Below are 23,459 nucleotides of genomic sequence, written 5' to 3'. Positions count from 1 at the left end.
GTGTCGACGTTCGCGACCATGGCCAGACCACACCGGCCGCAATGGGCGGTGAGCTTCCACTCCCGCCGCGCCATGTCGCCGATCGTCGGGCAGTAGCCTTGCCAGTCCTCGTTCGACCACATGCGGAAGCGGGGATTATGCCCCATGGCCAGGCATCGGATTGCCGGCCTTGTCGGCGACCTGCTCGATGACCTTGTGTTTGACCTTCGACCACCAGTGCACCCGCATCCAGGCCTCCTCGCCGGTGAACTCCGGGTACTGACCTGGCGACAGGAAACTCAGATGGTCGAACAGCCCGCCCGAATAGCTCAGGACGCAGTAGAGCGTTTGAGAGCCGTCATTCGGCAGGGACCGAAACCGACGCAGATGCAGGATGCGCTCCTGCGGATTTCGCTGGGCCATGTCAGAACCACAGGGCCAGGGCGGCCGGATGGATCGTGCCCTCGGCCGCATAGGCGTCGCGGGTATAGGCCACCGTCGCCTGCCGGCTCCCGCATACACAGCGGAAACGGGTGGACGCGCCTTCCCTGGGCCAGTCGCGAGCGTCCGAGAAGTAACGGCGCTGATCGATCAGGGCGGCATGTCCGCAGGCCTTGGCCAGACAGCGAACGACCATGCGGCGGCCCACGGGCGGCGGGATGTCCTCCCGCGCCATCTTCGGTTCACGATCGGCGATCATCAGAGCGGCGCCAGACCCAGAAGTCGGCCGATGCGTCGCGCCTGGACCTGATCGACCGCGCCGGGCGCCACGGCGTCTATGGCGTCGAGCAGGGCTCGCACGCGCCCCTGCCCGTCGGAACCCCTGGCCCACAGGTCGGCGACCAGATGGTCGAGCGTCACGGTATCGGGGGTGGGAACTGCGCCCATCGCCGTCTCTCCTCATGCTGCTCCGACCCGGATCGCTTCCACCACACGGACGGAATGATCACAAGAACAAAACCGGAACATTCTGTGGAAGTTCCGGAGAGGATCGCCTATATGAAGGTCATGACCGATCAGACCGACGCCGAGTTGGTCATCTTCGGAGGCCGCCTGAAGAGCGGGTCCGTCGGCTATGCGAACGACAACGGAGACTTCGTCCCGTTCGAACGCGCCCAGCTTTGGAACCATGAGCGAGCGATGACACGGGCACGCGATCTTGCCGTCTCGATCGGTCGGACGGTGTTAGTGGCGCCCCTGCGGTGCGGCATCCCGGACGTCGAGGTCCTGGAGATGGTGTCGCCCGACCGCGCCTAGTTCAGCGATCCCGTCCTCTTCGCCAGCTCGCCGCGCTCGATCAGCGCCTGGCCGATCTCGATCGCCGCGTCGGGCGTGAACACGAAACGGCTGGTCCGCCCTTCCAGCAGCAGAAGCTGTTCGACGGTCTCGGCCGCGACCAGCTCCAGGGCCACGGCCTCGTCCACCACGCCGGCGCTGAACTGAACCACCGGACGCAGCGGCGCGTCGTCGTCATCGCTCAAGCCTCGGCCTCCAGCGGATCCCGTTTGCCGCCGCGCTGAACGATGGTCAGGGCGCCCGCCGGCAGCGGACGCTGCAGGGCCAGCGCCTCGTCCTGAGGCGCCCGCATCCAGACATCCCGTTCTTCGGCCGTCGTCAGGATGACCGGCATCGCCTTGGGATGGAACGGCGCGACATCCGGACTGGCGTCGGTGGTCAGGAAGCCGAAAGCTTCGAACTCTTCCCAACCGGTGCTGATCTTCCGGACGCAGGCTTGAGGCGTCCAGACACCGGCGAAGAAGGCCAGCGGCCGGTCCTCGCCCAGTGCGAACCAGACACTTTCGGTCCGATTGACCTGGTCGGGCTCGTTGAAGGATGTGAACGGGACCAGACAACGGTTCTGCGGCCCCAGCCAAGGCCACCAGTGTCGGCTTTCGGTTCGCCGGATGTTGGTCGTGCCCTTGTCAGGCTCCATCCGCAGCAGTTCGTCGAAATCGACCGCCCCGCCCTTGGCCCGAACCTTGTCCGCCCGTTTCGTCGCCGCCTCGAACAAGGCCCGTTTGCTGCTCGGCATGCCCCAGCGGGCCATGGCCAGCTCCAGCGGGCCATCCGCCTGGACGCGCAAGATCGGCGCGGAATAGTCCGGGAAGATGCCCGGCATCGGCCCGAAATTGCCGATGTCCTTGGTCATCGCGGCCACCATCTCGAGGATGGCCTGCAGACGGTGCGACAAGCTGTAGAGATTGCACATGTCGTGACCCTACATGACCGCCACCGGTTGTTAAGCGGGGCCCGTCACGCTGGCGGCCCCTCATCCGCCCGCAACAATTCAACCCCGACCCCGCTGCCAGCAACGCCAGTCAAACCGCGGAAGTCCGAGCGATCGAAGACGCCGAACGACGAAGAGCCGCCCCCCGGCGTCTTGAGGCCGCAGGGGTCAGACATCAAACCCGGCGTCTCGCAGTTCCTTCAGCCGTTTTGCGCGCGACTCCTCGATCTCTTCCTCGGTCTGGTCGAACGTCGTGTGCAGGATGTTCAGGAGTTCGGGCCGGAAGCCCGGAATCAACGCGGCCGCATCGCCCTGCATGTCCCGATGCCACAAGGCGGAGCGGTGGATGGGCTCCTCATCGACAGTGACCGACTCACCTTCAAGGATCACAAACTTGGCGAGGGTGTCGGACCGATAGATGACCCGAAACACGGACTCGTACAGGTGGTTCTCGAACTCCGGGCCAAGGTGGTGCCGCAGGAAGCTCATGATGCCGTTGTAGGCGAGACCCACGCGAACCAGACGCGACGCATAGCGGGGCGATGGGTCGGCGTACCAGGTCTCAGCGAGACGGCCGAGGGCGTCTCCGACGTCTTTCAGGCACGTGAACTTGTTCGTCTCGCCCGGATAGAAGTCGGCGGTCAGGCGATGGATCGTCCCCCCATAGGTGACGAGCGCCATGGCGACTTTCGCGCCGTAGAAGTCAGCCCACATCTCGAGGCCACGATAGTCCTCGATCGGCTGTCCGCTGGCGCCGTGCAGGTGTTGGTGAACCAGGTGTGCGATCTCGTGACCCAGTGCGAACAGGTGGAGGAACATCGTCATCGGCGAGTCGACGACCTGATCGGCCATGTCCTTCGGCAGGAGGATCACCACCGCATCCTTGATCGCCCGGATGGTGGGCGCGCCGACGGTCCCGACGACGACGTTGACGTGAGGGGCCTGGCCCGGCTCGAAGAAGGCTTCGAAGTCCATGGCAGCGGCGAGGGCGAGGTGGCGACCGGTCACTGCGGGTCGTTCAGGATGGGGTTGGGGCTGGGTCATGGGTACACATTGAAAGGGCGCGCGGATCGCCCGCGGGCATTACGGTATCGGTTACGAAAATCGGCGCCGGGTTGAATCGCAGGGATCGGCGGCCAGGCCTCAGGCCCAACCGCCGACCCCTTCGGCATCACGCTCAGGCGCAGGACGGGAGCGACAGGAGGTTGTCGTTCGCGCGGCCGTCGGCATAGGTGCGCAGGTACTTGCCGTTCGGCCCGTTGACGACGCCGATGTCGCCACGGTTGCCGTTGACCAAGGTGTAGAAGGTGTTGGTCTTCGCTTCGATCGAAGCGATGACCTGGGCCCGGGTCCAGTACCAGCCCGAGCCACCCAGGTGGGTGATCCCCTCGTGCTTGCTGTCCCGGTCTTGCTTGGTGATGCAGGTGACGCGAACGTCGGCCATATCAATCTCTCTCATAGATGTGTTGGATTGAGAGCTGGCGCGACAGGTCCCCGGCCTTGCACGCAGCGATGGGCCTGATAGGGACAATGTGCAGCGTCGCGTCAGCGTCGTTGGGAGGGGGTGGCGGCCCGGGTCCTTCCAAAAACTGGGGCCGTCTCCTCTCCGGTCGTTTCCTGGCGAACCGCGTCGCGCGGTCGATCCGAAACGGAATGCCTGGGTGTCTGGGCGCTGAATCTCCTTGCTGAAGGGCTCTCGGCTCAGTTCGGCGTCACGCCGCTGAACTGCTCGAGGATGTAGTGATAGGCGGTGTCCCGGGTCTGGCGGGTGCTGCTCAGGCTCCAGCCCTGCGGCTTGCCCTGGCCATCGAACTTCTGAACCAGGATCTTGCCTTGCCAGCCGGGGTTGCCCTGCTGGTAGGGGTCCTCACTGTCCCGGGCCATAAACGGGCCGGTGAACTGGCCGTCGATGGTGATGTCGCCAGCCAGACGGGCCAGACCTTCGCGCCAGTCGGTCGACTCCCGCCAGTTCTTCCCGGCCTTGTTGAAGTCCTCCCAGATCTCGAACGCGAGACGGAACATCGGGAAGAACATGATGTTCGACATCGCGAAGGAGGTCTTGCGCAGATCCTGACGGGCCTTGCCGGAAGCCGTGGGCAGGAAGGCCGGGAAGTGTTCGGCCCAGACGGTGTAGAAGGCGCAGAAGAAGGCGATCAGGTCGGCGTAGGCCTCCTTCTGCTTCTCGAGGCCCCGGAGCTTGACGTTGAACGGCTTGATGGCGACGTCCAGCGTCGACACCGTCGTGATCTTGCGCGAGGCGGCGGCGATGGTGTTCGCGCGGGTTTCGACTTCGCTCGGACCGAAGATCTCGCATTTCCTCTGCAGTTCGGCCACGAAGCGACGGCTCGCGGTCTTGTCGGAGAACATGTCGATCGATGCCGAGGTCGACGGCTTCTTGCCCTCGACATTGTATTCGTCGAACAGCTTGCCCTCCATCTCGCGGGGCACGTTGAAGACCTGCACCAGGATGGCGCTTTCCTCTGCATCGTCCGGATCGAAGCCCTCCAGCCAGCGGACGAGGCTGTCCTTGTCGACCGTCTCGCCGTCCTCGGCGATCACCACCTCGTCGGGAACGGTCTCGCTGTCCGTCTTCCATTGCTTGAGCAGGTAGTAGGCGTAGTGCCGGTGAGCACTGTCGGGCACGGTGATCGTGGAGTGGAGCGTCAGGCGACGGTTTTTCTCGTCGTAATCGGCCGCCGGCCGGTTCGGCTCGCGCCGGGCGTTCCAGATGACGTCCGGGTTGAACAGCATGCGATCGCCCTCGCCGGACAGAGCCATCAGATATTTCGCGGCCATGGCCTCGGCGCGCTTGCTCTCAATCAGCAGCTTGTCGCTGTGGATGTCGATCAGGCTGTCGGCGTCGTAGACGTTGTCCTCGGACACCTTCATGCCACGCTGGTACTTGGGCGCGTACTTGATGTCCCCGTCAGACAGCGCCTGCGCCAGGTCGCCGATGGTGATTTTGCCGACGAATACGGCCCCGATGCCGGGGCGCTTCACGCGGTGAATGTCGCCGATCACGACATTCTTGGTGAACATGGCCATGGGAAAGCTCCGTAGCGCCGCAGACAAATCACGGCTTAGCCGCGTCCTAGCACCTCGGATTTCGTCTGTAAACAGCTACGAAGTCGCAACGAAGAAGATAGGTGCTTTTCTGCGAAGCGTCGGCTTCCGACCACCTCCTTTTGACTGGCGGTCTCCAACCAGGGAGGGCCGTGCGGATCGGTTTTCAGGGACGCGCTAGACAGAACGTCGTTCTCAGGATCAACCTGAGGGTGGAGCGGAGGGACCTATGCGGGCGATCTTGGCGGTTGGTGTGACTATCGCAGCATTGTCAGCGGCGACGCCTGGCCATGCCTTCGGCCTAAGAACCCACCTCTACATCGCCGATCAGGTCTGGCAGGATGTCAATCAGGACTGTCTTGTGGGCGTCGGCGGCCGATCCGCTCCCATCGAGCCCGCACTCTGCCAGGCAATCCGGAACAACCGTGGCGCTTTCCTCGCCGGCGCCATCGGACCGGACGCCTTTCCGGACCTGCTCGTGGGCCAGAACTATGTGCACCCCGGCACGCCCGACGGACGTCAGACCGCCGACTGGCTCCAGCATGTGCTGGAAACGGCGCGGACGCCTGAAGAGGTCGCCTTCGCCTATGGCCAACTCATCCATGCGGCCGGAGACACCTTCGCCCACAGCTACGTCAACAACTACGCCGGCGGCGTCTTCGAACTCACGGCCCGCTGGCACAAGGATGTCGAAAAGCGGCACTTCCAGCTCGAAAAGTACATCGATCAGCACCTCAGCTATCAGGCCCCCGTCGACGAACTGAGAGTCCCGTCAGGCCTGCTCGTCCGGGCCATGGTGGAGACCTCCTATGTTCCCGGCGACTTCAACCTGACCGAGGCCGACCTCAGGGCTTTCGGGAGAGGCCCGGGGCCCGCCGCCCAACAGGCGGCCGCCCTCTTGGCGGTCAAGGTCGGCCGGGCCGCCCCCGCCACGCACATGACCGCGATGTGGGCCATGCTGGAGGTCTCCAGCCGGGAAGCGGATGCGGCCGTCTGCGCCGATATTGTGGCCACCCACCGCCTCGCCGACGCTTATGGCCAGTATGTCCAGGCCGAGGCCGCGGCTCGCGGCGTGACCCTGACCTGGTCGTCCCGGTCCGCCGCTCCGAATGTCTGCACTCCCGAAGCGCAGGCCGCCGCCGAGGCCGAACTGGATCGCGCTGACGCCTTGCGATCCCATATCCCCTGGCATGACCAGGCGGTCAACGAACGCGACACGTGGCTGGCGACCCTTCCGTCAGCCCGTCACCAGCGTCTGGTCGCCACCCGCGCGGCGTATCTCGAGGCGATGAGGGCAAGGGAGGAGACCAAGGCGATCGCGGCCTTCGCTCCACAATGGCGGGATGATGTTCGCCTCGCCGTGGAAGCCTATATGCAGGCCAGTCTCGCATCCGCGCGGATCATGGTGCGGAACAGCGAGCCCTATCCCACGCCGGAGCATCGCCGGCGTTCAACCAGCCAGCCTTACAAGGCCTGGTGGGACTGCTACGGCCCGGTCTTCTCCGGTGATCCGATCGAGGCGGCCGATGCGCGGTGCGCCCGCTTGGCCAGTCTGGAGGTGGATGACAGCCTGTCGGACGTCGCCCTGCGCACCGGCATCGGCCGGGCGCCTCGCGGACTTCTGTTCACCTATCTGCGTCTGCAGGACTGGGCGGAAGACCTCCGCAACGACATCCTTCTGGGGCTGGCCGAGCAGGTGAACCCGGCCGCGGTGGAACTGGGCGAAGGCATGCTGGAGCCCATCCGCGTGACCCGTTCGGACATGAACGCGACGTTCCGGGCCGGTCGCAATGGCCAGATCACCTTCCAGTGCGTCAGCGACTTCATCGACGTCGATCTGGGCCTGCTGACCCAGAAGGGCGGAAACGACGAGATCCTCCCGGACGAACCTTGCCGGGACCGGCCGGCGGGCGGCGACGGCGCCGGCGAGTTCTTCGATCCGGCCCGGGTCGTGCCGGTCCAGCATGCCGTCACTCTTGGCAAACTGGCGCTCGTGGGCCGCCAGGAGGTCAGCGATCTCGCCTTCGACTGGTCCGGCGAACGCCCTGCCCTCGGCAGCCCCAGCCAAAGCGGCCGCTACTCCGTGGTGCTGGACATGGCCCGATCCCTGGACGGCTCGCAACAGTGGACGACCATCTCCCTGCCGCCTCCGCTCGCGCGGGGCCTCGCTACCGGCACCCCCACCCACGGCGCCGGATATCCAGCCGAGCGCGCGCGTGACGTAGTGGCGACAGTCCCACTCGACCCGGTGATCGATCAGGCGCGGCCAGGGTTTCCCTTCTACCGCACCCCCAACCTGCGGCGGACGGCTTTCGCCGCACTGTTCCCGGGTCCCTATGAGGGCCAGATCCTTCGCCGGGTGGAGTACGGCGTCAACCTCTACCCCTTCCGGCCGTGCGACGGCGACCCGTTCCGCCCCGGGTTGTCAGGCCCCGAACGCACTGAACTCTGTCCAGAAGTCAGGTCACCTGGTCAGAGAGCCGTGGACGATGCCGGCGCCGCCCTGCGTCGGGCCTGGACCGAACAGCTTGATCGCTGCCTGGGTCGCGAGGACGGACGGTTGACTCGACTTCAGGCGGGCTGCCTCCGCTAAAGTCGCCGAAACGGACGTTCGGCCCTGCCCCGACATCCCCGCTATGCACCGAAGGATGACTGACGCCGAACGACTCGACGCCTTGCTGAACCTTGTGGATTCGGAGCGCACGCCGGACCCCGACGCCACGGCGCGCCTGATCGTGCTCGGTCTGGCCGAGCGTCACGGCAAGGGCGTGCGACCCACGAACGCTGGATGGGTCGTCCTGGGCGACAGGGGCCGCCCGTTCCAGAACTAGGCTGCCCGGTCCGTCAGGGCTCTTCGGCGATCATCCGCGGCAGCTTCGGCGGTTTCGACGACTTCGGCCCCTTCGGCTTCAGACGGGCGACGGCGGCGCCGGCCCGACCGCCGAATTCCGACACGGACTTGGCGACCTTGCCCAGGGTCATCGTCCTCTCGGCGCGGAAGGTCGCTTCGATCCCGTCCATCGCCAGTTCCTCACGCTCGTCCAGGCGACCGTCGGCCTCGACCACCTGACGCAGGAAGGCCAGCAGTTCCGCCTGCATCGCCGCGCCGTTGCAGTCGGGGCTCGCGGCCTGGAACTCGGCGAGCGCCTTGGCGATACCCTTGATCGGCACGTCGCCGGTGTTGGCGATCAGAACCTCGAGCGCCTGGGCGACGTAAGCCGGGTCATAGCCCCACTCCTCGACGAAGTGACGGGCGATGGCCTCACGCTCGGCCGGATCTACGTCTCCGTCGATGGAGGCGACACGAACCGCGAGCGCACCGATCAGGTCGAACAGTTCCATGCCCAAAAGATCGATCGGCGTGTTGATGAAGCGCGGGATCGTATCGACCATGGCGTCGGTCTGCTTCCGGACCAGACGGGAGACGCCGTAGTAGGCGCCGCCTGTCGCGACTGCCGCCGCGATCACCCAACCGACAGGCGTCGTCGCGGCGCCGATACCAATGATCGAAAGCCAGCCGGCCGATGAGGCGAAAAAGGTCCCAGCCACGATCGGCGAGGCCGCGGCGGCGCCCGCCGTCATCGCCACGCCGGCGACGTCGTACAGGCTCTGGATCCCCTTCTTCGCCCGCAGGATCGCGTAGGCGTCCTCGCCGATCCGCAGCTTGCGCTTGAACTTCAGGGAGTCCGCGACAACGCATTCGAGGTCGTCACCGAAAGCCGAAACCTCAGGCTCCGTCCGGGTCTTGCAGCTCATGCGACGCCCGAAGCCCGCAGTTGATCACCCAGACCCTTGAGCCGGTGGCGCATGCCGCCGTCGGTCAGATCATCCAGCGCCCCAAAGCTAATGCCGACGATCAGAAGCAGCGGGGTCAGGACTGGCGCGAGCACCGGCCCGACCACAGGGATGGAACTGATCAGGTAGGAGAGGACAAGGGCGGCCACCACACCAAACGCGACCCCCGGATAGGCCTTGGCCAACTCGAACACGAAGGCGACCACACGCGCGCCAAGGTCGATAATCTTGCCGCCGACGACGATGGTCGTGTCGACCAGGGACGCAAGCAGCGCCTTCATGTCGGCTGACGCCTCCAGACGCTCGATCCGCCGACTGATCGCGGCACGATCGACGCGCAACGCACCACCGGTCGCTTCGGTCATTCTGCTCACACCCCATTGAAGGGCGGTCCAAGCCGCCCTTTTTTGAACAGCTACCCGGACCTGTGAGGCTCGGCAACCGGCGCGCGATCCAAGGGCCATCCACGGCGACAGGCGGGTCAGATCAATTCGGCCAGCACTTGGATGTCGGAGGTCAGTCGGGTTCCGTAGAGCCGGTCAAGGCCGCCTTGACGGGCCAGATTGATGAACTGGTTCTCTCCGATCACCAGATCGGCATAGGGCACCGCGGCGGTGTAGGCGAACATGTCTCGCGTATCGTTCTCGGTCAGATCGCGCGACTGACCTTCGAGGCGTGTGGTCATCTCGCGTTCCGCGTTCAACGTCGGGCAGTTGCGGATCAAGGCTTTGGCGGCCTTTTCGCCCATGTCGCTCACTGAAGACCAGGGCAGGCCGACCTCACGCGCGACCGAGAGCAGGAAATCCAGGTCGTCGATCAGCATCGTCGCACCGTAGGCGCGTTTGCGAACGGCCCCCGATTGGTCGGCCCACGCTACACGGCGCGTCTCTATCCGCCGAAGCAGTTCCGCTGCCCCCCGACTGAACATGCCGACGCCCTCGGCCCGGCGATCGGCGTCGGCTTCCATGATCCAGTCATAGGTGAACCGGGCGGGCTCTTGCCGGATCGCATGCACCACCGGCGCCGGAACCAGTTCCTCGTAGCGTCCATCGGACAACTCGAGAAAGGCTTCGAGGAAGACGTCAGACAAGAACCATCCGTCCACCACCGGAAGATCTGTCAGACCTCCTGCGGCGCGAAAGACGGCTGAGGCCTCGACCTCGAGCCGCGCCTGTCTGCCTCTGAAAACCCGCCCTTGGCTGAACGTCGCCTGGACATGGGCCATCCTGTGCCGGCGGTCCGGATCGCCAATCTTGTAGGTCTCATAGAGGGTGGACATCGACAGCGGGAACACGAGGTCTCCGCGATCAAGCGCGGGACAGAGCGCTGTCAGTGTTGCATGCAAAAGAGCGTGGCGCTCCGGATCGTAAACCGCCCGCGCGACGTCCACCCATTTGTTCTGATCGAGATAGACCACCTGCACAGTCAGTCGAACTCCGACATGCAGCAGGTCTTGAACTTGCGGCCGCTGCCGCAGAGGCAACGGTCGTTCCGGCGTTTGATGTTCGCATGAGCGATCAGCAGATCGGCCGAGGCAAGGCTCGCGTCGTTCTCCAGGTTCCTGAGCTCAGCAATCTGGTCCCGAGAGAGATCACGCAACTCGCCGGCCGGAAACTGTTCGAACCACAGGTTCCGAGCGTCGATCGCTGCAAGGAAGGCCCGAGCTAGCCCGCCATGCTCGAGAAGCCTCCGGCGGTTGGGTCGCCGCGGCGCGTTGGGACCGGCATATGGCGCAGTCGGATCGGGAAGAAACAGCACCCGATCGATCTGGATGCCGTGGGGCGTGATATCGACCAGCCCGTCGGGCCCTCGCCAGACGGCATGGTGTTCGGCTTCGACCCAGAGCTCCGGCCGCTCCCAGATCGCCCAGCCGACGACGTACTCTCCACCTTGGCTGGCCACCTGTCGCTCGACGTTGCCGTAGCATTCTTGCGGCAGGCTTTCAGACCCGGGGCGGTAGGCGACGAACGTCGGCGTCGCTGTCGGGTTGATGTCCGCGCAAAGCGCCATGACGTCGGGCGTGATCTCCGCAGGCGTCCGCAGAAGATTGCTCACGAAGCGTTCTTCACTGACTCGCGAATACATACGCCCTCCCGCTGCTCGTCGCCCCTAAGCCCCTCCCACCGGCGTCACCTCTTGAGGATCTGCTGCGCGCGATCGATCAGCCTGGCCCTGTCCCAGCGAACGGCAGCCTCCGAAATCACTTCTGGCGGGACCGGACAACCACGCTCCCCGAGCGCTTCCTCGATCATGGACTCGATCAGGGACCGGTTCTGAAGTGCGACGCGAATCTTGTTCGGCAAGGTAGACAAGTCGGACCCGTGGCTCGGCGTACCGTCCGTGTTGATCACGAACCGCTCGTCTTTCTTGAGGTAGACATGGACGTGTGACTTCATCCCCGTCACGTGCGCCCCGTCCGCACGGGCCCGCCAGCCCTTGCCGATGTCGTACCACTGGCCTTCTTCCAAAAAGCGCTCGGCCAGCAGTGACGCCTGAGCATCGCTTGCCTCTACGAAGATGAACACGCCGGTTGGGACAGTCATAGGTTCGCGTTTCCTCTCAGTCGCTGGACAGTTGTTACATACGAGCGTGATGCAGCCTAACGATGTCTGGGGTCGGGGGGGTGGCCGAACTCCGTCCAATCGCATCAACAGGCTCGGAGATTGACATCCGCCGAAATCTGCGGCCGACGCGTTGAACCCTAAGATCGCCGGTGGAGGGCTGAAGTCGGCGTCGCGTTCGCTAATCCTGATGGCCAAAGTCGCCAACCGCAAATGATCAGACTGCGTTTCGAGTCTCCATGGTCGCGTCATCTGGCGTCTCCAACGCGCCAAGACCGGACATTGGCAGCACGCCCGATTGGCGACCTTCGGGGAGCAATCGCGCCGGTGGCGATTCAAGGGTTGAACGTCGATTTGCAAATTGCGACCCTACCGTCAGGGGCGGCCTGCATGCATTCGCCTGGCGATGCCCACAATGCCCGTCGCCGAGCGTTTGCTACCGCAAATTTGTGCGTAATCCATCGCCCCAACGGATGAGGTTTTATGTGACTGACACCCAACTCCGTATCGAACATCTACACCTCCGCGACGTCGGCGGTTTTCGTGAGATGGAAATTAATTTTGGCCCCAGGCTGAATATCATCTGCGGCCCGAACGGCGTCGGCAAAACGACTGTGCTCGACGCTATCGGGTCCGTATTCATCGCCAACTATTCGATGGGTGCGCTTCGGCGCCGGGCCGGGAGCGACCGTGGCGTTCTTGACTACACCGCCATCTACCAGTCGCAGTCATTCGGCGGATCTGGCGAACTTACCAACTTCGCTCCGAGCGACAACATGCAGCCGTTCGGCCTGAAGCAAAATGCAGCGGCTGATCTAATCTATGTGAAAAGCAGCCGGGACTTCGCCTACACCGCCTTGGGCGGCGTAATGCGGGATCCTGACAAGCAGTCTCATGAGTACCAGCAGCAGTTGTTGAATGGCATTTCGGTTTCGGACGTCAAACAGTGGTTTGCCAACCGATATTTGATGGAACCGCACGGTGCCAAATGGCCGAACTATAGGCGGTCCAACCTTGCCTTGGCGAAGACCTTTTTCTCTCTTTTAGACGCTGAGGTGGAGCTCAGTCACGTCGATAGCTCGACGTTTGATATCCTGCTCAACACACCATCGGGTATGATCCCGTTCGAATACATGTCGGCAGGATTTCGTACCTCGTATGGTCTCATCTTCGGAATACTGAAGGAGCTCGAATTCAGGAAGCTTGAGGTGGCCGCGGAAGATTTCACGGGTCTGATCATGGTGGATGAACTCGACCTTCACCTGCATCCAACTTGGCACGGTCCCATGCTGCGCGCGCTCGAGGCCGCCTACCCGCGCGCCCAGATGGTGGTTACGACCCACAGTCCTCACATGGTCCAACATGCGCGACCGGACAACCTCATCATCCTGCCTCGCCATGGCTCTACCCCGCGGCATCTAGATGGCGTCGACGCCGAGTTCGGCCTGATCGGCTGGACGGTCGAGGAAATCCTGCGGGATGTCATGGGAATGGACGATCCGCGTCCGCCCGCCTTTGCGCAAATGATGGAGGCGTATGAGACGGCGGTCACCAAACAGGACGAGGTTGCGATTAAGGCCGCCAAGACGCGGCTTTTGCGGGCGTTGCATCCGTCAAGCGTTGTCCGACAGATCATCGAGATCGACACGCTCTGATGATCCGCCTGAATCGACCCGATGCTCCGCCTGTGCTCTCGCCGGTTTTTGTCGCCGAAGGTGTCGCTCGCTTTGCTCTCGATGGCAGCGCCGTTTGGAACGTGGACGAGATCAAGAGAGCTCTGTCCGAACTGTCGAGCGGTAAGTGCGCCTATTGCGAGGTCCGGCTTGGTGAAGGTCCGGCCTATCTCGAGGTAGAACATTTTTACGCCAAGGGGCATTATCCGGGTCGCGTTCTTGCCTGGGAAAATCTCCTGCCCGCATGCCGTCGATGCAACGCGAAGAAAGGGGATTGGGACGTCGCCCCGGCTGGCCAGATGATGGTGGATCCAACCATCATGGCGCCTCCCATACATATTCAGCTGGACGAGGCCTACCGGCCCCTAGGCCGCACACCGGTCGGTGAGATCACAATCCTGGAGATCGGCCTCGACGACATCGATCGGCTGGGGGTGAAACGCTACAAGATCGGCGAGGCCTTCAAGCGAAAGCTGGAAGACCTTCTAGACCGATATGTCAGCCTGCCGGTAAACGCATCCTTGCACCGACGTCGAGGCGTCGTTCGAGCTGTACGAGACGCTGTTGCGAAGGCGGGATCGGACGCGCCGTTCAGCGCCGTCATCGCGACAGTCATGACACGCAGCCCCGCCTACGCCGCCCTCAAAGCGGCGATGGAGGCCGCCGGCGACTGGAGTGCTGAGCTTAGAGCGGCCGATGACATAGCGACGGCCGCATCTCTCACTTGATGCAACACCGCAGCAGAAAGCAGAGCCGGAACGCGAGGGGCGGTACTGCGCCAAGAGCGGACACCAACTGCCCGCCAACAAGACGACATTCCAATCGAGGCTCCGGGCTATCGAATGCCTGTGACCTCTCCGAGTGCCAAACACGGGAATCCGCTCTATTGCGGACAACAACATTCTCCGCCGCGATGCACTACCCGACCGTCACCTGATGCTCGGGGGTGAGGCAGCGGCCCAAATTGCTCGCTTCACCCCGCACAGCAGGAGAGCTTTGCTACATCCATGTCGAAGGTCTGTGCGGCGAGTTTCAGACCTTCGACCGTGGTCAGATAGGGGAAGATCGTCGCCCCCAGCTCGGCGGCCGTCATGCCGTGTTTGATCGCCAGCACCATCGTCTGAATTGCGTCCGCGCCTTCGGGGGCCATGATCTGCCCGCCGAGAAGGCGGTCCGTCGTCTTGTCGGCGATCAGTTTGATGAGCCCGCGTGTGTCGCGCGCTGCCAGTGCCCGGGGCACCTGATTGAGTGCGAGCAAGGACACCTTGATATCCAGTCCGCGCGCCCTCGCCGCCGTTTCAGTAAGGCCGACACTCGCGACCTGCGGGTCGGTGAATACCACCGCCGGCATGGTGCTGTTGTCGTAGCGATGGTCATTGCCGCCGACGGCGTTGCGCGCGGCCAGCTTCGCGGCATAGGCCGCCATATAGACGAACTGGTCACGCCCGGTGACGTCCCCGGCTGCGTAGACGCCTGGGGCCGTGGTCTCGAGATGGGCATCGACGACGATCCCGCCATGGCGGGACAATGCGACGCCCCGTGACTCCAGTCCCATGCCGTCACTGTTCGGCTGGCGGCCCGTCGCGATCAGCACCTGCTCTGCGGCGATGACCTCGACCGCCGCATCCCGGTCGCGCGCCGCGCCCTTGCCGGGCGGACGGTCGCAGGTGAGTTCGATCCCGTGCTTCGCGTGCACAATCCGCTGGTAGCCGACCCCGGTGCACACCCTGATACCCTCCGCCTCCAGATAGGTCTTAAGGGCGACGCTGAACTCCGGGTCCATGTCGGGCAACAGCCGGCTGCGGCAACAGATCGTGACGGCCACGCCAAGCCGGGCGAACATCTGTCCCAGTTCAACACCGACTACCCCACCGCCGATCACCAGCAGCGACCGGGGCAAACGTTCAAGCGCCAGCGCCGAAGTGCTAGTGAGCCACGGGACGCTATCCAGCCCCGGAATTTCGGGAACGGCGGCGCGCGCGCCCATCGCCAGAATAATCTTGCCGACCGGCATCGGTGCATCATCGACGAGCAACCTGCCGTCGACAAAGCGCGCCCGGCCTTCGACATAGGTCACGCCCGGATAGGCCGGCAGCAGGTCGACATATTTCTTCTGCCGCAGACCCGCGACCAGCTCATCCTTCGAGGCCGCGAGCGCAGCCCAGTCTTCCAGCTTGAGGCTGCCCCCCAGGCCGGGAAACCGACGGGAAGCCTGGCCGGCATGAACCGCTTCAGCGGCCCGGATCAATGTCTTGGACGGGACGCAGCCGACATTGACGCAGGTGCCGCCGATCGTCCCATGGCCGACCAGCGCCACCCGGGCACCCAGATCGGCTGCGGTGATCGCGGCGGAGAATCCCGCCGACCCCGCGCCGATGACGGCGACGTCGAAACTCGCATGGCCGGATTTTTTCGCGGTACCCGAACAGCAGTCGAGGTCCTTTGCGGGCTTGTTCATCGTGCAGTCCGTTCTGTTGGGTGGGCCAGTAGTGTCATGGGTTCAGCCGACGCGCGCGTGAGTGGCCTCAGACCATCGATCCGATGTCCGAGGCGAAGCTGGGGTAGGCAAAAATCATGGCCTTGATCTGGTTGGCGGTGAGCCCCGCGCCCATGGCCATGGCGAACAGATTGATCTGTTCCTCGGCCCCCGGCCCGATCAGATGCGCGCCGAGGATCAAGCCGGTTTTCTGTTCCACCAGCACCTTGAATCCGCTCGTGGTCGCCCCGACCCGCATCGACGAATACCAGCCGGAGGTCTTCTCGAAATGCGTATCGAACTCCAGACCCTTTTCCGTCGCCGCCGTCTCGGACAGCCCCACGGTCGCGACCGGCGGCAGGGTGAAGACCACGCTGGGTATCGGCGGATAGGACACGAGCCGTGCGTCCTTCCCGGCCAGAAGGTTCTTGCCCGCGATCCGCCCTTCATAGGCCGAGACCGGGGTCAGGTTCAGCCCGCTGTCGGCACAATCCCCGGCGGCGAAAATGGCGGGATTGGTGGTACGCATGGCGGCGTCGACCTTGATTCCGCGCTTCCCGGCGTCCACCCCTGCAGCCGGCAGGTTCAGATGGTCGATATTGGGCACGCGACCGGTCGCATGGACCACCAGATCGCAGGTCAGCACCTGGATGCCGGACGGCGTTTCATAGGACACGGCGAATTCGTCGCCCTGCTTCTCGACCTTGAGGACTTTCGCCTCGGTCTGCACGTCGATGCCCAGTTCGGTCGAGGCCTCCACCAGCATCGCCACCAGATCGGCGTCGAAGGGCCCGAGCGGCCGCCCGGCCATTTCCAGAACCGTGACGGCGCTGGCTCCGGCGCGTTGGGCGATATGGGCGAACTCCATGGCGATGAACCCCCCGCCGACAAAGACGATCCTGTCGGGGCGCTCGGACAACTCCAGAAATTCCGTGCTGGTCGTCAGCAGGTCCTCGCCGGGAATGTTCAGCGTCATCGGCCGTGCGCCGGTGGCGATGTGGAAATGCTTCGCGCGCAGGGTCTCGCCGTTTAGCGTGATCGTATCGCGCCCGATGAAGCGTGCTTCGCCATGCAGCGGGGTGATTCCGGCCTTGCGGAAGCCCGCTTCGATGCGCGACGGCATGGCGTCGGTGAAGGTGCGCTTGAACGCCATCATCTCGGGCCAGTTGACCGAGGGCCGCGCCTCCAGGCCCTTGCCGGCCATGGTGTGGGCCCAGTCCACGCCTTCGGTGACGGCAATCAGCATTTTCTTGGGATCACAGCCCCGCAGCGCACAGGTGCCGCCGTAGGGCAGGCTGTCGATGCTGGCGACTTTCCACCCCGCCGCCGCCGTCATCCGGGCGACGCCGTTGCCGCCGGTCCCGGCCCCGATCACGATCAGGTCGTAGTCATATGTGTCGGTCATGTCAGTCTTCTCCATTTCGGGGGCCTGCAGCCTCTGACGATCGGCGCTGTCCGGTGGGCCGTCGATCAGGTGGTCTTCATCCGCCGCCGACGCCGCCAGACGGCATAGACCGTCAACGCGGCGAACACGGCCAGCGCGGGCAGCAGCACAACATCGAGCCAGCCCGTCAGCGCAGAAAGCCCGACGACGCCCAGCAGCACCACCAGCACCGGAGCAAAGCAGCACAGCGCCACAATGACGGTGCCGATCACCCCCATCCGCAGCAGCAGGCTGTCGGTCCCGTCCGTCTTGTCAGCCTTGTCAGCCATAACGCCGTTTGATCCTGAAGACGCGCAGCCTTCCCCGGCTGCAGCCCGAGGCCGGGATGCACGCGATGCATTGCGTTGGTGGCCTGGTCCCACCCCCATGCGGGGGGGCGGGAGCTCTGGCGCCGATGAAGGCCGTCTTGTTGCCTGCGGGGCCTAGTTTTGTACGACGCGGGCGGGATAGCCGGCATTGGTCGAGGCGGCCGCGATCTGCGCGGCCGTGGCGCGCGCCGGGTCGTAGGTGGCGCGGGCCGTCTTTGCGGCGAAGTCCACTTCGACCGAGTTGACGCCCGGCACGCTCTCCATCGCCCTGCGCACCGTGATCGGGCAGGTGGCGCAGGTCATGTGCTCAATGGCGAAAGTCGTCTGCTGCTGGGCAGCGGCGGTCGCCGCCGGACGGTTCTGTGCCGGTCCATCAAACGCGACGGCGGCACCGACGCCAGCCACGGCCACAACGGCCAGGCCGATCAGAAATGTCTTTTTCATGGGTCTTTCCTCTCAGTAAAAATAGGGAGCCCACCAGTTGAGGGTGAGCGCGATGATGACGACGGCCAACCCGAACCAAAGGGCCAGTTTCGTGGTCCGCGCCGATTGCGGGCGAGCGCAGTAGGTCCCGTCCTCGCAGGGCGGCTTCGGCTTGAAATAGACGTGCCAGAACCCGTAGCCGAGCAGGGCCAGGGTGACGGCGGCGACATAGGGTTTGTACGGCTCAAGCGCCGTCAGGTTGGCGATCCACGCCCCTGAAATGCCAAGCATGACCAGCACCAGCGGAACGATGCAGCAGGCCGACGCCAGCACCGCGCCGATCAGCGCGCCGCCCGCGATCCATCGGCCCTGCTTCGCGCCCTCGTCCGGCGTTGATGCCGGTGGCTCCGGCTCCGGTGCTGAAAACATCGATAAGTTCTCTCGATTTCTTTCTGACTGATTTCAGCGTAATCCCTGTAGTTGCTACAGACACAAGGGCTTTTTTCATGGTGCTTCAGACGGGCTTGTTGCGGGCCCAATTGGCGAAGCTGACCGGGTGCAACCTCGAAACCATCCGCTATTACGAGAAGGTCGGACTGCTGCCCCCGCCGCCTCGTTCGGCCAACGGTTACCGGGTCTATTCGCCAGACCTGACGCAGCGGTTACGGTTCATCCTGCGTGCGCGGGATATCGGCTTCTCGATGGAGGAGACCCGCTCGCTGCTGGCGCTGACAGACACCGGGACCCAGACCTGTGCCGAGGTCAAACACAAGACCGAAGTGCAGCTGGAGGATGTGCGCGCCAAGATTGCCGATCTGCGGCGGATGGAACGGATCCTCGCCAACGCCGCCGCGAAATGCTCGGGCGGGGAAGTACCGGAATGCCCGGTTCTGGAGGCGCTTACGTCAGACTGAGGGCGCAGAGCGGACCCTGGTAAGGTCTGAAATGAGTCAGAACCGGCTGTCGATCAGGTGAAATTGTCGAGCCGCTCGACGAACTCGAACGCCAGGTTCGACCCGATCACCTGAACATTCTGAACACGATAACTGGCCACATAGGAGGTCCGACGAACCGGTTGGCCGTCCGCACCCAGGTCATCATTGGTGAGGATCACCGTTCCCAACCGGATCGCTTCGATGAAGGGTCCCCACTTGGGGTCGATGCCGACATAGGGATCGACATAGGTCATCTTCACTTTGCTCGTCCTGCACCAGCACGCATGGACGCAGGGAAGGCTCTGTCCCTTCCAGATGGCGAACCATGAACCGCGTTGTCCTGCCGGCTTGGCCATGGGTCTCTTCATCCTCACGGCACCGATTGGGCTGCCCGGTGAAACTAGGCGAAACGCCACCGCTCAGCGCTGATACCGGCGTCAAACTCCTGATGAAACCGGTCGAAACGCCCCGCCCGGTTTCAGCGAGTTTTGCGTCGATTGCCCCACTAGCGCCCCACTAAACTCGGACGCTTGAAAAAATCATCCGAGACCGGAACAACTGATCTCGTAAGTAACTGTTTTCATTGAGGAAAAATGGTGGACGCGACAGGGATTGAACCTGTGACCCCTACGATGTCAACGTAGTGCTCTCCCGCTGAGCTACGCGTCCGCCGTGGCGGGTCCGGAGTGGTCCGGGCCGGGAAGGCGCGGTCTATAACCTGACCTGTGCAACGTCCGCAAGGGCAAACAGGCGAGGTGCCTGTGTCAGGCGGCGGCGACCATCTTTTCGACCTCGCCGACCAGGTCGCGCAGGTGGACGGGCTTGGACAGCACCTTGGCCTGGGGGCTGGCCTGGGCTGCAGTCAGGGCGACGGCGGCGAAGCCGGTGATGAACATGATGCGTATGCCGGGCTGGCGAGCCGCAGCGACGCGGGCCACCTCAATGCCATCGGCTCCGGGCATGACGATGTCGGTCAAAAGCAGGTCCCACGGCCCCTGGTCCAGGGCATCGATGGCGTCGTCGCCATTTTCGCAATCGACCACGGAATGACCGGCCCGCTCCAGGGCGCGGGTCAGAAAACCGCGCAGCGAACTGTCGTCCTCGGCCAGAAGAATACGCGCCATATGTGGAAATCGTCCCGTCGTTTCAGCGGTAACGCTACGCCCGGAACGGTAAACCCGCCATGAAAATCACCGGTCGGGCGAGCGGGGAAGCTGTGGATGGAGCCTGTTTCCAAGCTGGCGAAACAGGATATGGCTCCGGGATGGGTCAGGGTGGCGAGACACGGGACGACAGGGAGGCGGACGCTGCGCCTTACGTCATCACGCGTGCCGCGCGGCCGGGGCGGTTCGTCTTTGCGTCTCCGCACTCCGGGACGATCTATCCATCGGACATGACCGCGTCGCCGCATCTGGACGAGGCGGGGCTGCGTAGCGCCGAGGATGCCTTGATCGACCGATTAATCGCCTCGGGGCCAGACAAAGGGGCAACGGTGATCGCCGCCACTGTTGGGCGGGCCTATCTGGATCTGAACAGGGACCCTGAAGAGCTCGATCCGGTCTTGATCGAGGGCGTGGAGGCCCGGGCGGCGACGCTGCGGACCTCGGCCGGTTATGGGGTGGTGCCGCGGCTGTCGGGGGACGGGCACCCTCTTTATGACCGCAGGCTGTCGCGGGCGGAGGCGGACGCGCGGATCGCATGGGTCCATCGGCCCTACCATGAGGCCCTGGCGGACCTGATGCAGGCGACGCAGGCGCGGGAAGGCTCAGCCGTACTGATCGACTGGCATTCCATGCCATCGAGGGTGACGCGAACGGCCCCGGGGGTGCGCGGCGTCGACGTGGTGCTGGGCGACCGGCACGGCACGGCCTGCGATCCGGCCCTTACCCGGCGGCTGAAGGCGCTGTTCGAGAGCCTGGGGTGGCGCGTGGCGGTGAACCATCCCTACGCGGGTGGGTGGACGACGCAGGCGTGGGGGAGACCGGTCGAGGGCCTTCACGCCGTGCAGATCGAGCTGAACCGCGCCCTTTATCTGGACGAAGCGACACGGTTGCCGGGGCCGGGGTGGTCGCGTTGCGAAAAGGGTGTGGCGCGGGTCATCTCCGCCCTGCTGACCGACGGCTGATCAACTTGAGTGGCGGGCAGAAAAAAGGCCGCGCCCGAAGGCGCGGCTTGGAAAGTCTATAGGGAGGAAACGCCCAGGAAGGGCATGACGCCGAAGCGTCGAAAATCAAGCTAGTGTGCGGTGCACAATCCGTCAAGTCGGTATTTCGCACCTGCAGTAACGCTATGTAACGGGACGTTTGGCCTTCCAGCGATCATCGTAACCGGTTTCAGCGGCAAGTTTCTCCCCGCGCGGCACGCGTATGCGAACGCACGGCCGCTAGCGCGAGTCCAGCAGACGCCGTGCGTTACGCAAAGCCCTGGCTGCGGGCGATGCGGCCTGTCGCCAGATCAGAAGACCGGTGGTCAGGGCAACGCCCGCCGCCAGCCATATCGGCCCGAACAGCCAGGCGGCGGCAGCCAGTGAGAAATAATAGCCCCGCACGCCCTGGCTGAACGCGGCCAGCGCCGGGTTCATGACGCCCGTCGCCGCTTCGCCCAGCGCCACCCGGTCGGCTTCGCTGTGCGCTTCCGGAGCCGCGCCGATCAGGGCCAGCGCATAGTTCAGCTGGCGGATCGACCAGATGAAATCCAGAAAGCCGCGCGCCAGGCAGACCAGGACCAGCGCCATCTTGGCCTCCATCAGCTTCAGCGGCACCTGTTCGGCCCCGACCACCGCAAAGCCCTGCAAGGCCGCCTCGCCGCCGAACAGGACGCTGGCCACCGCCGCGATCAGCAGCAGGTTGGTCGAGGCGAAAAAGCTGGCGGTATTGATGGAGTGGCCCATCAGCTGGCTATCGACAAGCCGGACTTCGCGGTGGGTCATGGCTGTCATCCAGACGCGCCGGATCACCGTCATGTCGTCATTCAGCGAGCCGCTGCTGCGCGCCAGCAGTGTCAGGAAGGGCCCATAGCCCAGCCAGCACAGCAGAAAGAGCGTCAGGGCCAGTCCGTCCAGCAGGGTCATGATCGTACGTCTCCAGTCCCGGACTTCCTGCCGTCTGGGACGGTGCGCGGCAAGGGCATGGGGCCGCAATGCTTGCCTATGGCCCCTGCGAAGCCTATCACGCGCGCCTCCCCGTCTTGCAGTGCACCACAGTTGAGCCCGTCATGAACATCGACGCCATCCCCGTCGGCCCCAATCCGCCCTGGGACCTGAATGTCATCATCGAGATCCCGCAGGGCGGCCTGCCGGTGAAATACGAGATGGACAAGGACTCTGGTGCCCTGTTCGTCGACCGCTTCCTGCACACGGCTATGTACTATCCGGGCAACTATGGGTTCGTGCCGCATACCCTGGCCGACGACGGCGACCCCTGCGACGTGATCGTGCTGAACCCGTCGCCGGTGGTGCCGGGCTGCGTCATCCGCTCGCGCCCGATCGGCGTGCTGATGATGGAAGACGAGGCCGGCGGAGACGACAAGATCCTGGCCGTGCCGGTCGACAAGCTGAACCCCTACTACACCGACATCGCCAGCTATCGTCAGCTGCCGGCGATCCTGGTCGAGCAGATCGAGCACTTCTTCACACGCTACAAGGACCTGGAGAAGAACAAGTCGGTCAGGGTCAAGCGCTGGGGCGACGCCGGCGAGGCCGCGGAACTGATCGCCGAGGGCATGCGGGCGTATGAGGCCAAGCAGAAGGCCGACGGCCAGGCCGCCAACGCAGCCTGATAAAAAAAGGGGACGAGGCCACGACGGCCTCGCCCCTCTTCAATTCTGCAGCCCTCGCTCAAACAGCGAGCCGCCGCGCGGCGAGCGTTAGCGCTCCTCCCCAACTAGAATGGCAGAATGTTGCGCTGGCGGCTGTAGGCCATGGTGCCGACGTTGGCGCCGGCACGCAGGCCGACGCCGGTGCGGATTGGAGCCAGGACGATGCCGTCGGCCCGCTGATAGTTCACGCCCAGCCCGCCGATAAGATAGGCCGTGCCCTCCACGCCCGGGTAGCGGCGATAGATCATGTCGGGGTGGTACAGGCCGTAGACCAGGGTGAAGACCCGGCTGGCATTGCCGCCGATGTCCCAGCCGATCGAGATTCCCTGCCAGAACACCTCCTGCGAGGCCGACAGGTCCTTCATGTGCAGGGCCCCGCGGCCGTAGCGCAGCCCGACGGCGGCGGCCCCGGCAGCCTCCTCGCCCGCGATATAGGCGGTCGGACGGTCACCATTGTCGGCGAAGATGCGCTCGATCGCGCCGCCGATGGCCTCGGCCGCGATGCCCAGTTCGCGCGAACCGGCGGCGACCAGTTCGTCGGCGGTATAGGCTTGGGCGTTCTGGTCCGAGCGGATCGGATAGTTGGGGTCGGCGGGCTGGCCATTGGTAGTGGCGCAGGCGGACAGGCCCACGGTTCCGGCGGTGGCGGCGAGGCCCGAAAGGATCAACTGGCGGCGATGCATGGCGTATGGCTCCGAAGGCGAGACGGTCCGCCCGACTGACGCGGGCGCTGACGACACCGTCGCCGCTCTTTGAGTC

Annotated in this window: 30 protein-coding genes and 1 tRNA gene; 8 read left to right on the top strand and 23 right to left on the bottom strand. The window is 64.5% G+C overall.

All coding sequences use genetic code 11. The annotated features are described in order from the left end of the window. Window positions 1–135 precede the first annotated feature (135 nt). Genes ACE3TH_RS07525 through ACE3TH_RS07515 form a run of 3 tightly spaced genes read right to left on the bottom strand, consistent with a single transcriptional unit; the run spans window position 136 to window position 867 of the window. Window positions 136–402, bottom strand: a complete 267-nt coding sequence (locus tag ACE3TH_RS07525) for a hypothetical protein (RefSeq protein WP_368925572.1) — start codon at window positions 400–402, stop codon at window positions 136–138. 1 nt (window position 403) lies between these two features. Continuing rightward, entirely contained in the window at window positions 404–679 is a 276-nt protein-coding gene (locus ACE3TH_RS07520; protein ID WP_368925570.1) for a hypothetical protein, read from the bottom strand. After that, on the bottom strand, window positions 679–867 hold the full coding sequence (locus ACE3TH_RS07515; protein WP_368925568.1) for a hypothetical protein: 189 nt from the start codon (window positions 865–867) through the stop codon (window positions 679–681). The genes ACE3TH_RS07520 and ACE3TH_RS07515 overlap by 1 nt, the downstream gene beginning before the upstream one ends. A 120-nt stretch (window positions 868–987) precedes the next feature. On the opposite strand from ACE3TH_RS07515, the gene ACE3TH_RS07510 reads away from it, so the two are divergent. Continuing rightward, window positions 988–1,236 carry a hypothetical protein gene (locus ACE3TH_RS07510; RefSeq protein ID WP_374598845.1) on the top strand — a complete coding sequence of 83 codons (249 nt, stop codon included), beginning with the start codon at window positions 988–990 and terminating at the stop codon, window positions 1,234–1,236. Here ACE3TH_RS07510 and ACE3TH_RS07505 read toward each other — a convergent pair. From ACE3TH_RS07505 to ACE3TH_RS07485, 5 genes are all read right to left on the bottom strand, one after another. Further along, the gene (locus ACE3TH_RS07505; RefSeq protein WP_368925564.1) at window positions 1,233–1,460 is read right to left on the bottom strand and encodes a hypothetical protein; all 228 of its coding nucleotides are present in this window, start codon (window positions 1,458–1,460) and stop codon (window positions 1,233–1,235) included. The genes ACE3TH_RS07510 and ACE3TH_RS07505 overlap by 4 nt on opposite strands. Then, a complete protein-coding gene (locus ACE3TH_RS07500; protein ID WP_368925562.1) occupies window positions 1,457–2,188 on the bottom strand; it encodes an SOS response-associated peptidase in 732 nt (243 codons plus the stop codon). Before ACE3TH_RS07500 ends, ACE3TH_RS07505 begins: the two co-directional genes overlap by 4 nt. A 186-nt stretch (window positions 2,189–2,374) precedes the next feature. Further along, window positions 2,375–3,214: a hypothetical protein gene (locus ACE3TH_RS07495; protein WP_374598842.1), complete on the bottom strand. Its 840-nt coding sequence runs from the start codon at window positions 3,212–3,214 to the stop codon at window positions 2,375–2,377. Window positions 3,215–3,383: 169 nt separating this feature from the next. Further along, window positions 3,384–3,650 (bottom strand): DUF3892 domain-containing protein, encoded by a 267-nt coding sequence (locus ACE3TH_RS07490; protein WP_128720652.1) that lies wholly within the window; start codon window positions 3,648–3,650, stop codon window positions 3,384–3,386. Window positions 3,651–3,907: 257 nt separating this feature from the next. Beyond that, window positions 3,908–5,251, bottom strand: coding sequence for a DNA sulfur modification protein DndB (locus tag ACE3TH_RS07485; RefSeq protein ID WP_368925558.1), 1,344 nt, complete (start codon window positions 5,249–5,251; stop codon window positions 3,908–3,910). A gap of 247 nt (window positions 5,252–5,498) precedes the next feature. Between ACE3TH_RS07485 and ACE3TH_RS07480 the strand changes: the two genes are divergently transcribed. Both ACE3TH_RS07480 and ACE3TH_RS07475 read left to right on the top strand, forming a co-directional pair. After that, entirely contained in the window at window positions 5,499–7,862 is a 2,364-nt protein-coding gene (locus ACE3TH_RS07480; RefSeq protein ID WP_374598840.1) for a zinc dependent phospholipase C family protein, read from the top strand. 55 nt (window positions 7,863–7,917) lie between these two features. After that, window positions 7,918–8,100, top strand: coding sequence for a hypothetical protein (locus tag ACE3TH_RS07475; protein ID WP_368925553.1), 183 nt, complete (start codon window positions 7,918–7,920; stop codon window positions 8,098–8,100). 13 nt (window positions 8,101–8,113) lie between these two features. Here ACE3TH_RS07475 and ACE3TH_RS07470 read toward each other — a convergent pair whose 3' ends face one another. The 5 genes from ACE3TH_RS07470 to ACE3TH_RS07450 all read right to left on the bottom strand — a co-directional run bounded on the left by ACE3TH_RS07470 (window position 8,114) and on the right by ACE3TH_RS07450 (window position 11,607). Beyond that, window positions 8,114–9,025, bottom strand: a complete 912-nt coding sequence (locus ACE3TH_RS07470) for a TerB family tellurite resistance protein (protein ID WP_368925551.1) — start codon at window positions 9,023–9,025, stop codon at window positions 8,114–8,116. Further along, entirely contained in the window at window positions 9,022–9,429 is a 408-nt protein-coding gene (locus ACE3TH_RS07465; protein ID WP_368925549.1) for a hypothetical protein, read from the bottom strand. Before ACE3TH_RS07465 ends, ACE3TH_RS07470 begins: the two co-directional genes overlap by 4 nt. A gap of 116 nt (window positions 9,430–9,545) precedes the next feature. Continuing rightward, a complete protein-coding gene (locus ACE3TH_RS07460; RefSeq protein WP_374598837.1) occupies window positions 9,546–10,487 on the bottom strand; it encodes a hypothetical protein in 942 nt (313 codons plus the stop codon). 2 nt (window positions 10,488–10,489) lie between these two features. Then, window positions 10,490–11,119, bottom strand: a complete 630-nt coding sequence (locus ACE3TH_RS07455) for an SEC-C domain-containing protein (RefSeq protein WP_374598835.1) — start codon at window positions 11,117–11,119, stop codon at window positions 10,490–10,492. Between the two features lie 74 nt (window positions 11,120–11,193). Continuing rightward, a complete protein-coding gene (locus ACE3TH_RS07450) occupies window positions 11,194–11,607 on the bottom strand; it encodes a hypothetical protein (protein WP_374598833.1) in 414 nt (137 codons plus the stop codon). Window positions 11,608–12,110: 503 nt separating this feature from the next. On the opposite strand from ACE3TH_RS07450, the gene ACE3TH_RS07445 reads away from it, so the two are divergent. Then, complete coding sequence (locus ACE3TH_RS07445) at window positions 12,111–13,280, top strand: AAA family ATPase (protein ID WP_374598831.1); 1,170 nt, start codon at window positions 12,111–12,113, stop codon at window positions 13,278–13,280. Next, a complete protein-coding gene (locus tag ACE3TH_RS07440; protein ID WP_374598829.1) occupies window positions 13,280–14,026 on the top strand; it encodes an HNH endonuclease in 747 nt (248 codons plus the stop codon). Before ACE3TH_RS07445 ends, ACE3TH_RS07440 begins: the two co-directional genes overlap by 1 nt. Window positions 14,027–14,271: 245 nt before the next feature. On the opposite strand, the gene merA is transcribed toward ACE3TH_RS07440, so the two are convergent. The 5 genes from merA to ACE3TH_RS07415 all read right to left on the bottom strand — a co-directional run bounded on the left by merA (window position 14,272) and on the right by ACE3TH_RS07415 (window position 18,378). Continuing rightward, complete coding sequence (gene merA, locus ACE3TH_RS07435; RefSeq protein ID WP_021696246.1) at window positions 14,272–15,756, bottom strand: mercury(II) reductase; 1,485 nt, start codon at window positions 15,754–15,756, stop codon at window positions 14,272–14,274. A 67-nt stretch (window positions 15,757–15,823) separates the two neighbouring features. Further along, window positions 15,824–17,179 carry an NAD(P)/FAD-dependent oxidoreductase gene (locus ACE3TH_RS07430; RefSeq protein WP_021696245.1) on the bottom strand — a complete coding sequence of 452 codons (1,356 nt, stop codon included), beginning with the start codon at window positions 17,177–17,179 and terminating at the stop codon, window positions 15,824–15,826. 65 nt (window positions 17,180–17,244) lie between these two features. Further along, a complete protein-coding gene (gene merF / locus ACE3TH_RS07425; protein ID WP_021696244.1) occupies window positions 17,245–17,487 on the bottom strand; it encodes a mercury resistance system transport protein MerF in 243 nt (80 codons plus the stop codon). A gap of 153 nt (window positions 17,488–17,640) precedes the next feature. After that, entirely contained in the window at window positions 17,641–17,970 is a 330-nt protein-coding gene (locus tag ACE3TH_RS07420) for a cation transporter (protein WP_021696243.1), read from the bottom strand. A gap of 12 nt (window positions 17,971–17,982) precedes the next feature. Next, window positions 17,983–18,378, bottom strand: coding sequence for a mercuric transporter MerT family protein (locus ACE3TH_RS07415; protein WP_021696242.1), 396 nt, complete (start codon window positions 18,376–18,378; stop codon window positions 17,983–17,985). A 77-nt stretch (window positions 18,379–18,455) separates the two neighbouring features. Between ACE3TH_RS07415 and ACE3TH_RS07410 the strand changes: the two genes are divergently transcribed. After that, window positions 18,456–18,863: a helix-turn-helix domain-containing protein gene (locus ACE3TH_RS07410; protein WP_045318677.1), complete on the top strand. Its 408-nt coding sequence runs from the start codon at window positions 18,456–18,458 to the stop codon at window positions 18,861–18,863. A gap of 53 nt (window positions 18,864–18,916) precedes the next feature. On the opposite strand, the gene ACE3TH_RS07405 is transcribed toward ACE3TH_RS07410, so the two are convergent. The 3 genes from ACE3TH_RS07405 to cpdR all read right to left on the bottom strand — a co-directional run bounded on the left by ACE3TH_RS07405 (window position 18,917) and on the right by cpdR (window position 20,008). Further along, window positions 18,917–19,240: a hypothetical protein gene (locus tag ACE3TH_RS07405; protein WP_374598825.1), complete on the bottom strand. Its 324-nt coding sequence runs from the start codon at window positions 19,238–19,240 to the stop codon at window positions 18,917–18,919. Between the two features lie 238 nt (window positions 19,241–19,478). After that, window positions 19,479–19,553: transfer RNA gene (locus ACE3TH_RS07400), tRNA-Val, on the bottom strand. A 95-nt stretch (window positions 19,554–19,648) separates the two neighbouring features. Next, window positions 19,649–20,008: a cell cycle two-component system response regulator CpdR gene (cpdR, locus tag ACE3TH_RS07395; protein WP_296170203.1), complete on the bottom strand. Its 360-nt coding sequence runs from the start codon at window positions 20,006–20,008 to the stop codon at window positions 19,649–19,651. Between the two features lie 59 nt (window positions 20,009–20,067). Here cpdR and ACE3TH_RS07390 point away from each other — a divergent pair, with 59 nt between their 5' ends. Then, window positions 20,068–21,009 (top strand): N-formylglutamate amidohydrolase, encoded by a 942-nt coding sequence (locus tag ACE3TH_RS07390; protein ID WP_374598823.1) that lies wholly within the window; start codon window positions 20,068–20,070, stop codon window positions 21,007–21,009. 258 nt (window positions 21,010–21,267) lie between these two features. Here the strand turns inward: ACE3TH_RS07390 and ACE3TH_RS07385 are convergent, their stop codons facing one another. Continuing rightward, the gene (locus tag ACE3TH_RS07385) at window positions 21,268–21,954 is read right to left on the bottom strand and encodes a DUF599 domain-containing protein (protein WP_374598821.1); all 687 of its coding nucleotides are present in this window, start codon (window positions 21,952–21,954) and stop codon (window positions 21,268–21,270) included. 143 nt (window positions 21,955–22,097) lie between these two features. Between ACE3TH_RS07385 and ppa the strand changes: the two genes are divergently transcribed. Next, a complete protein-coding gene (gene ppa, locus ACE3TH_RS07380; protein ID WP_374598819.1) occupies window positions 22,098–22,661 on the top strand; it encodes an inorganic diphosphatase in 564 nt (187 codons plus the stop codon). Window positions 22,662–22,765: 104 nt separating this feature from the next. On the opposite strand, the gene ACE3TH_RS07375 is transcribed toward ppa, so the two are convergent. Next, complete coding sequence (locus tag ACE3TH_RS07375) at window positions 22,766–23,383, bottom strand: EipA family protein (protein WP_374598817.1); 618 nt, start codon at window positions 23,381–23,383, stop codon at window positions 22,766–22,768. Window positions 23,384–23,459 lie beyond the last annotated feature (76 nt).

Source organism: Brevundimonas sp. (genome assembly GCF_041919755.1).
Taxonomy (GTDB): domain Bacteria; phylum Pseudomonadota; class Alphaproteobacteria; order Caulobacterales; family Caulobacteraceae; genus Brevundimonas.
This window is presented reverse-complemented; position numbering and strand designations above follow the sequence as displayed.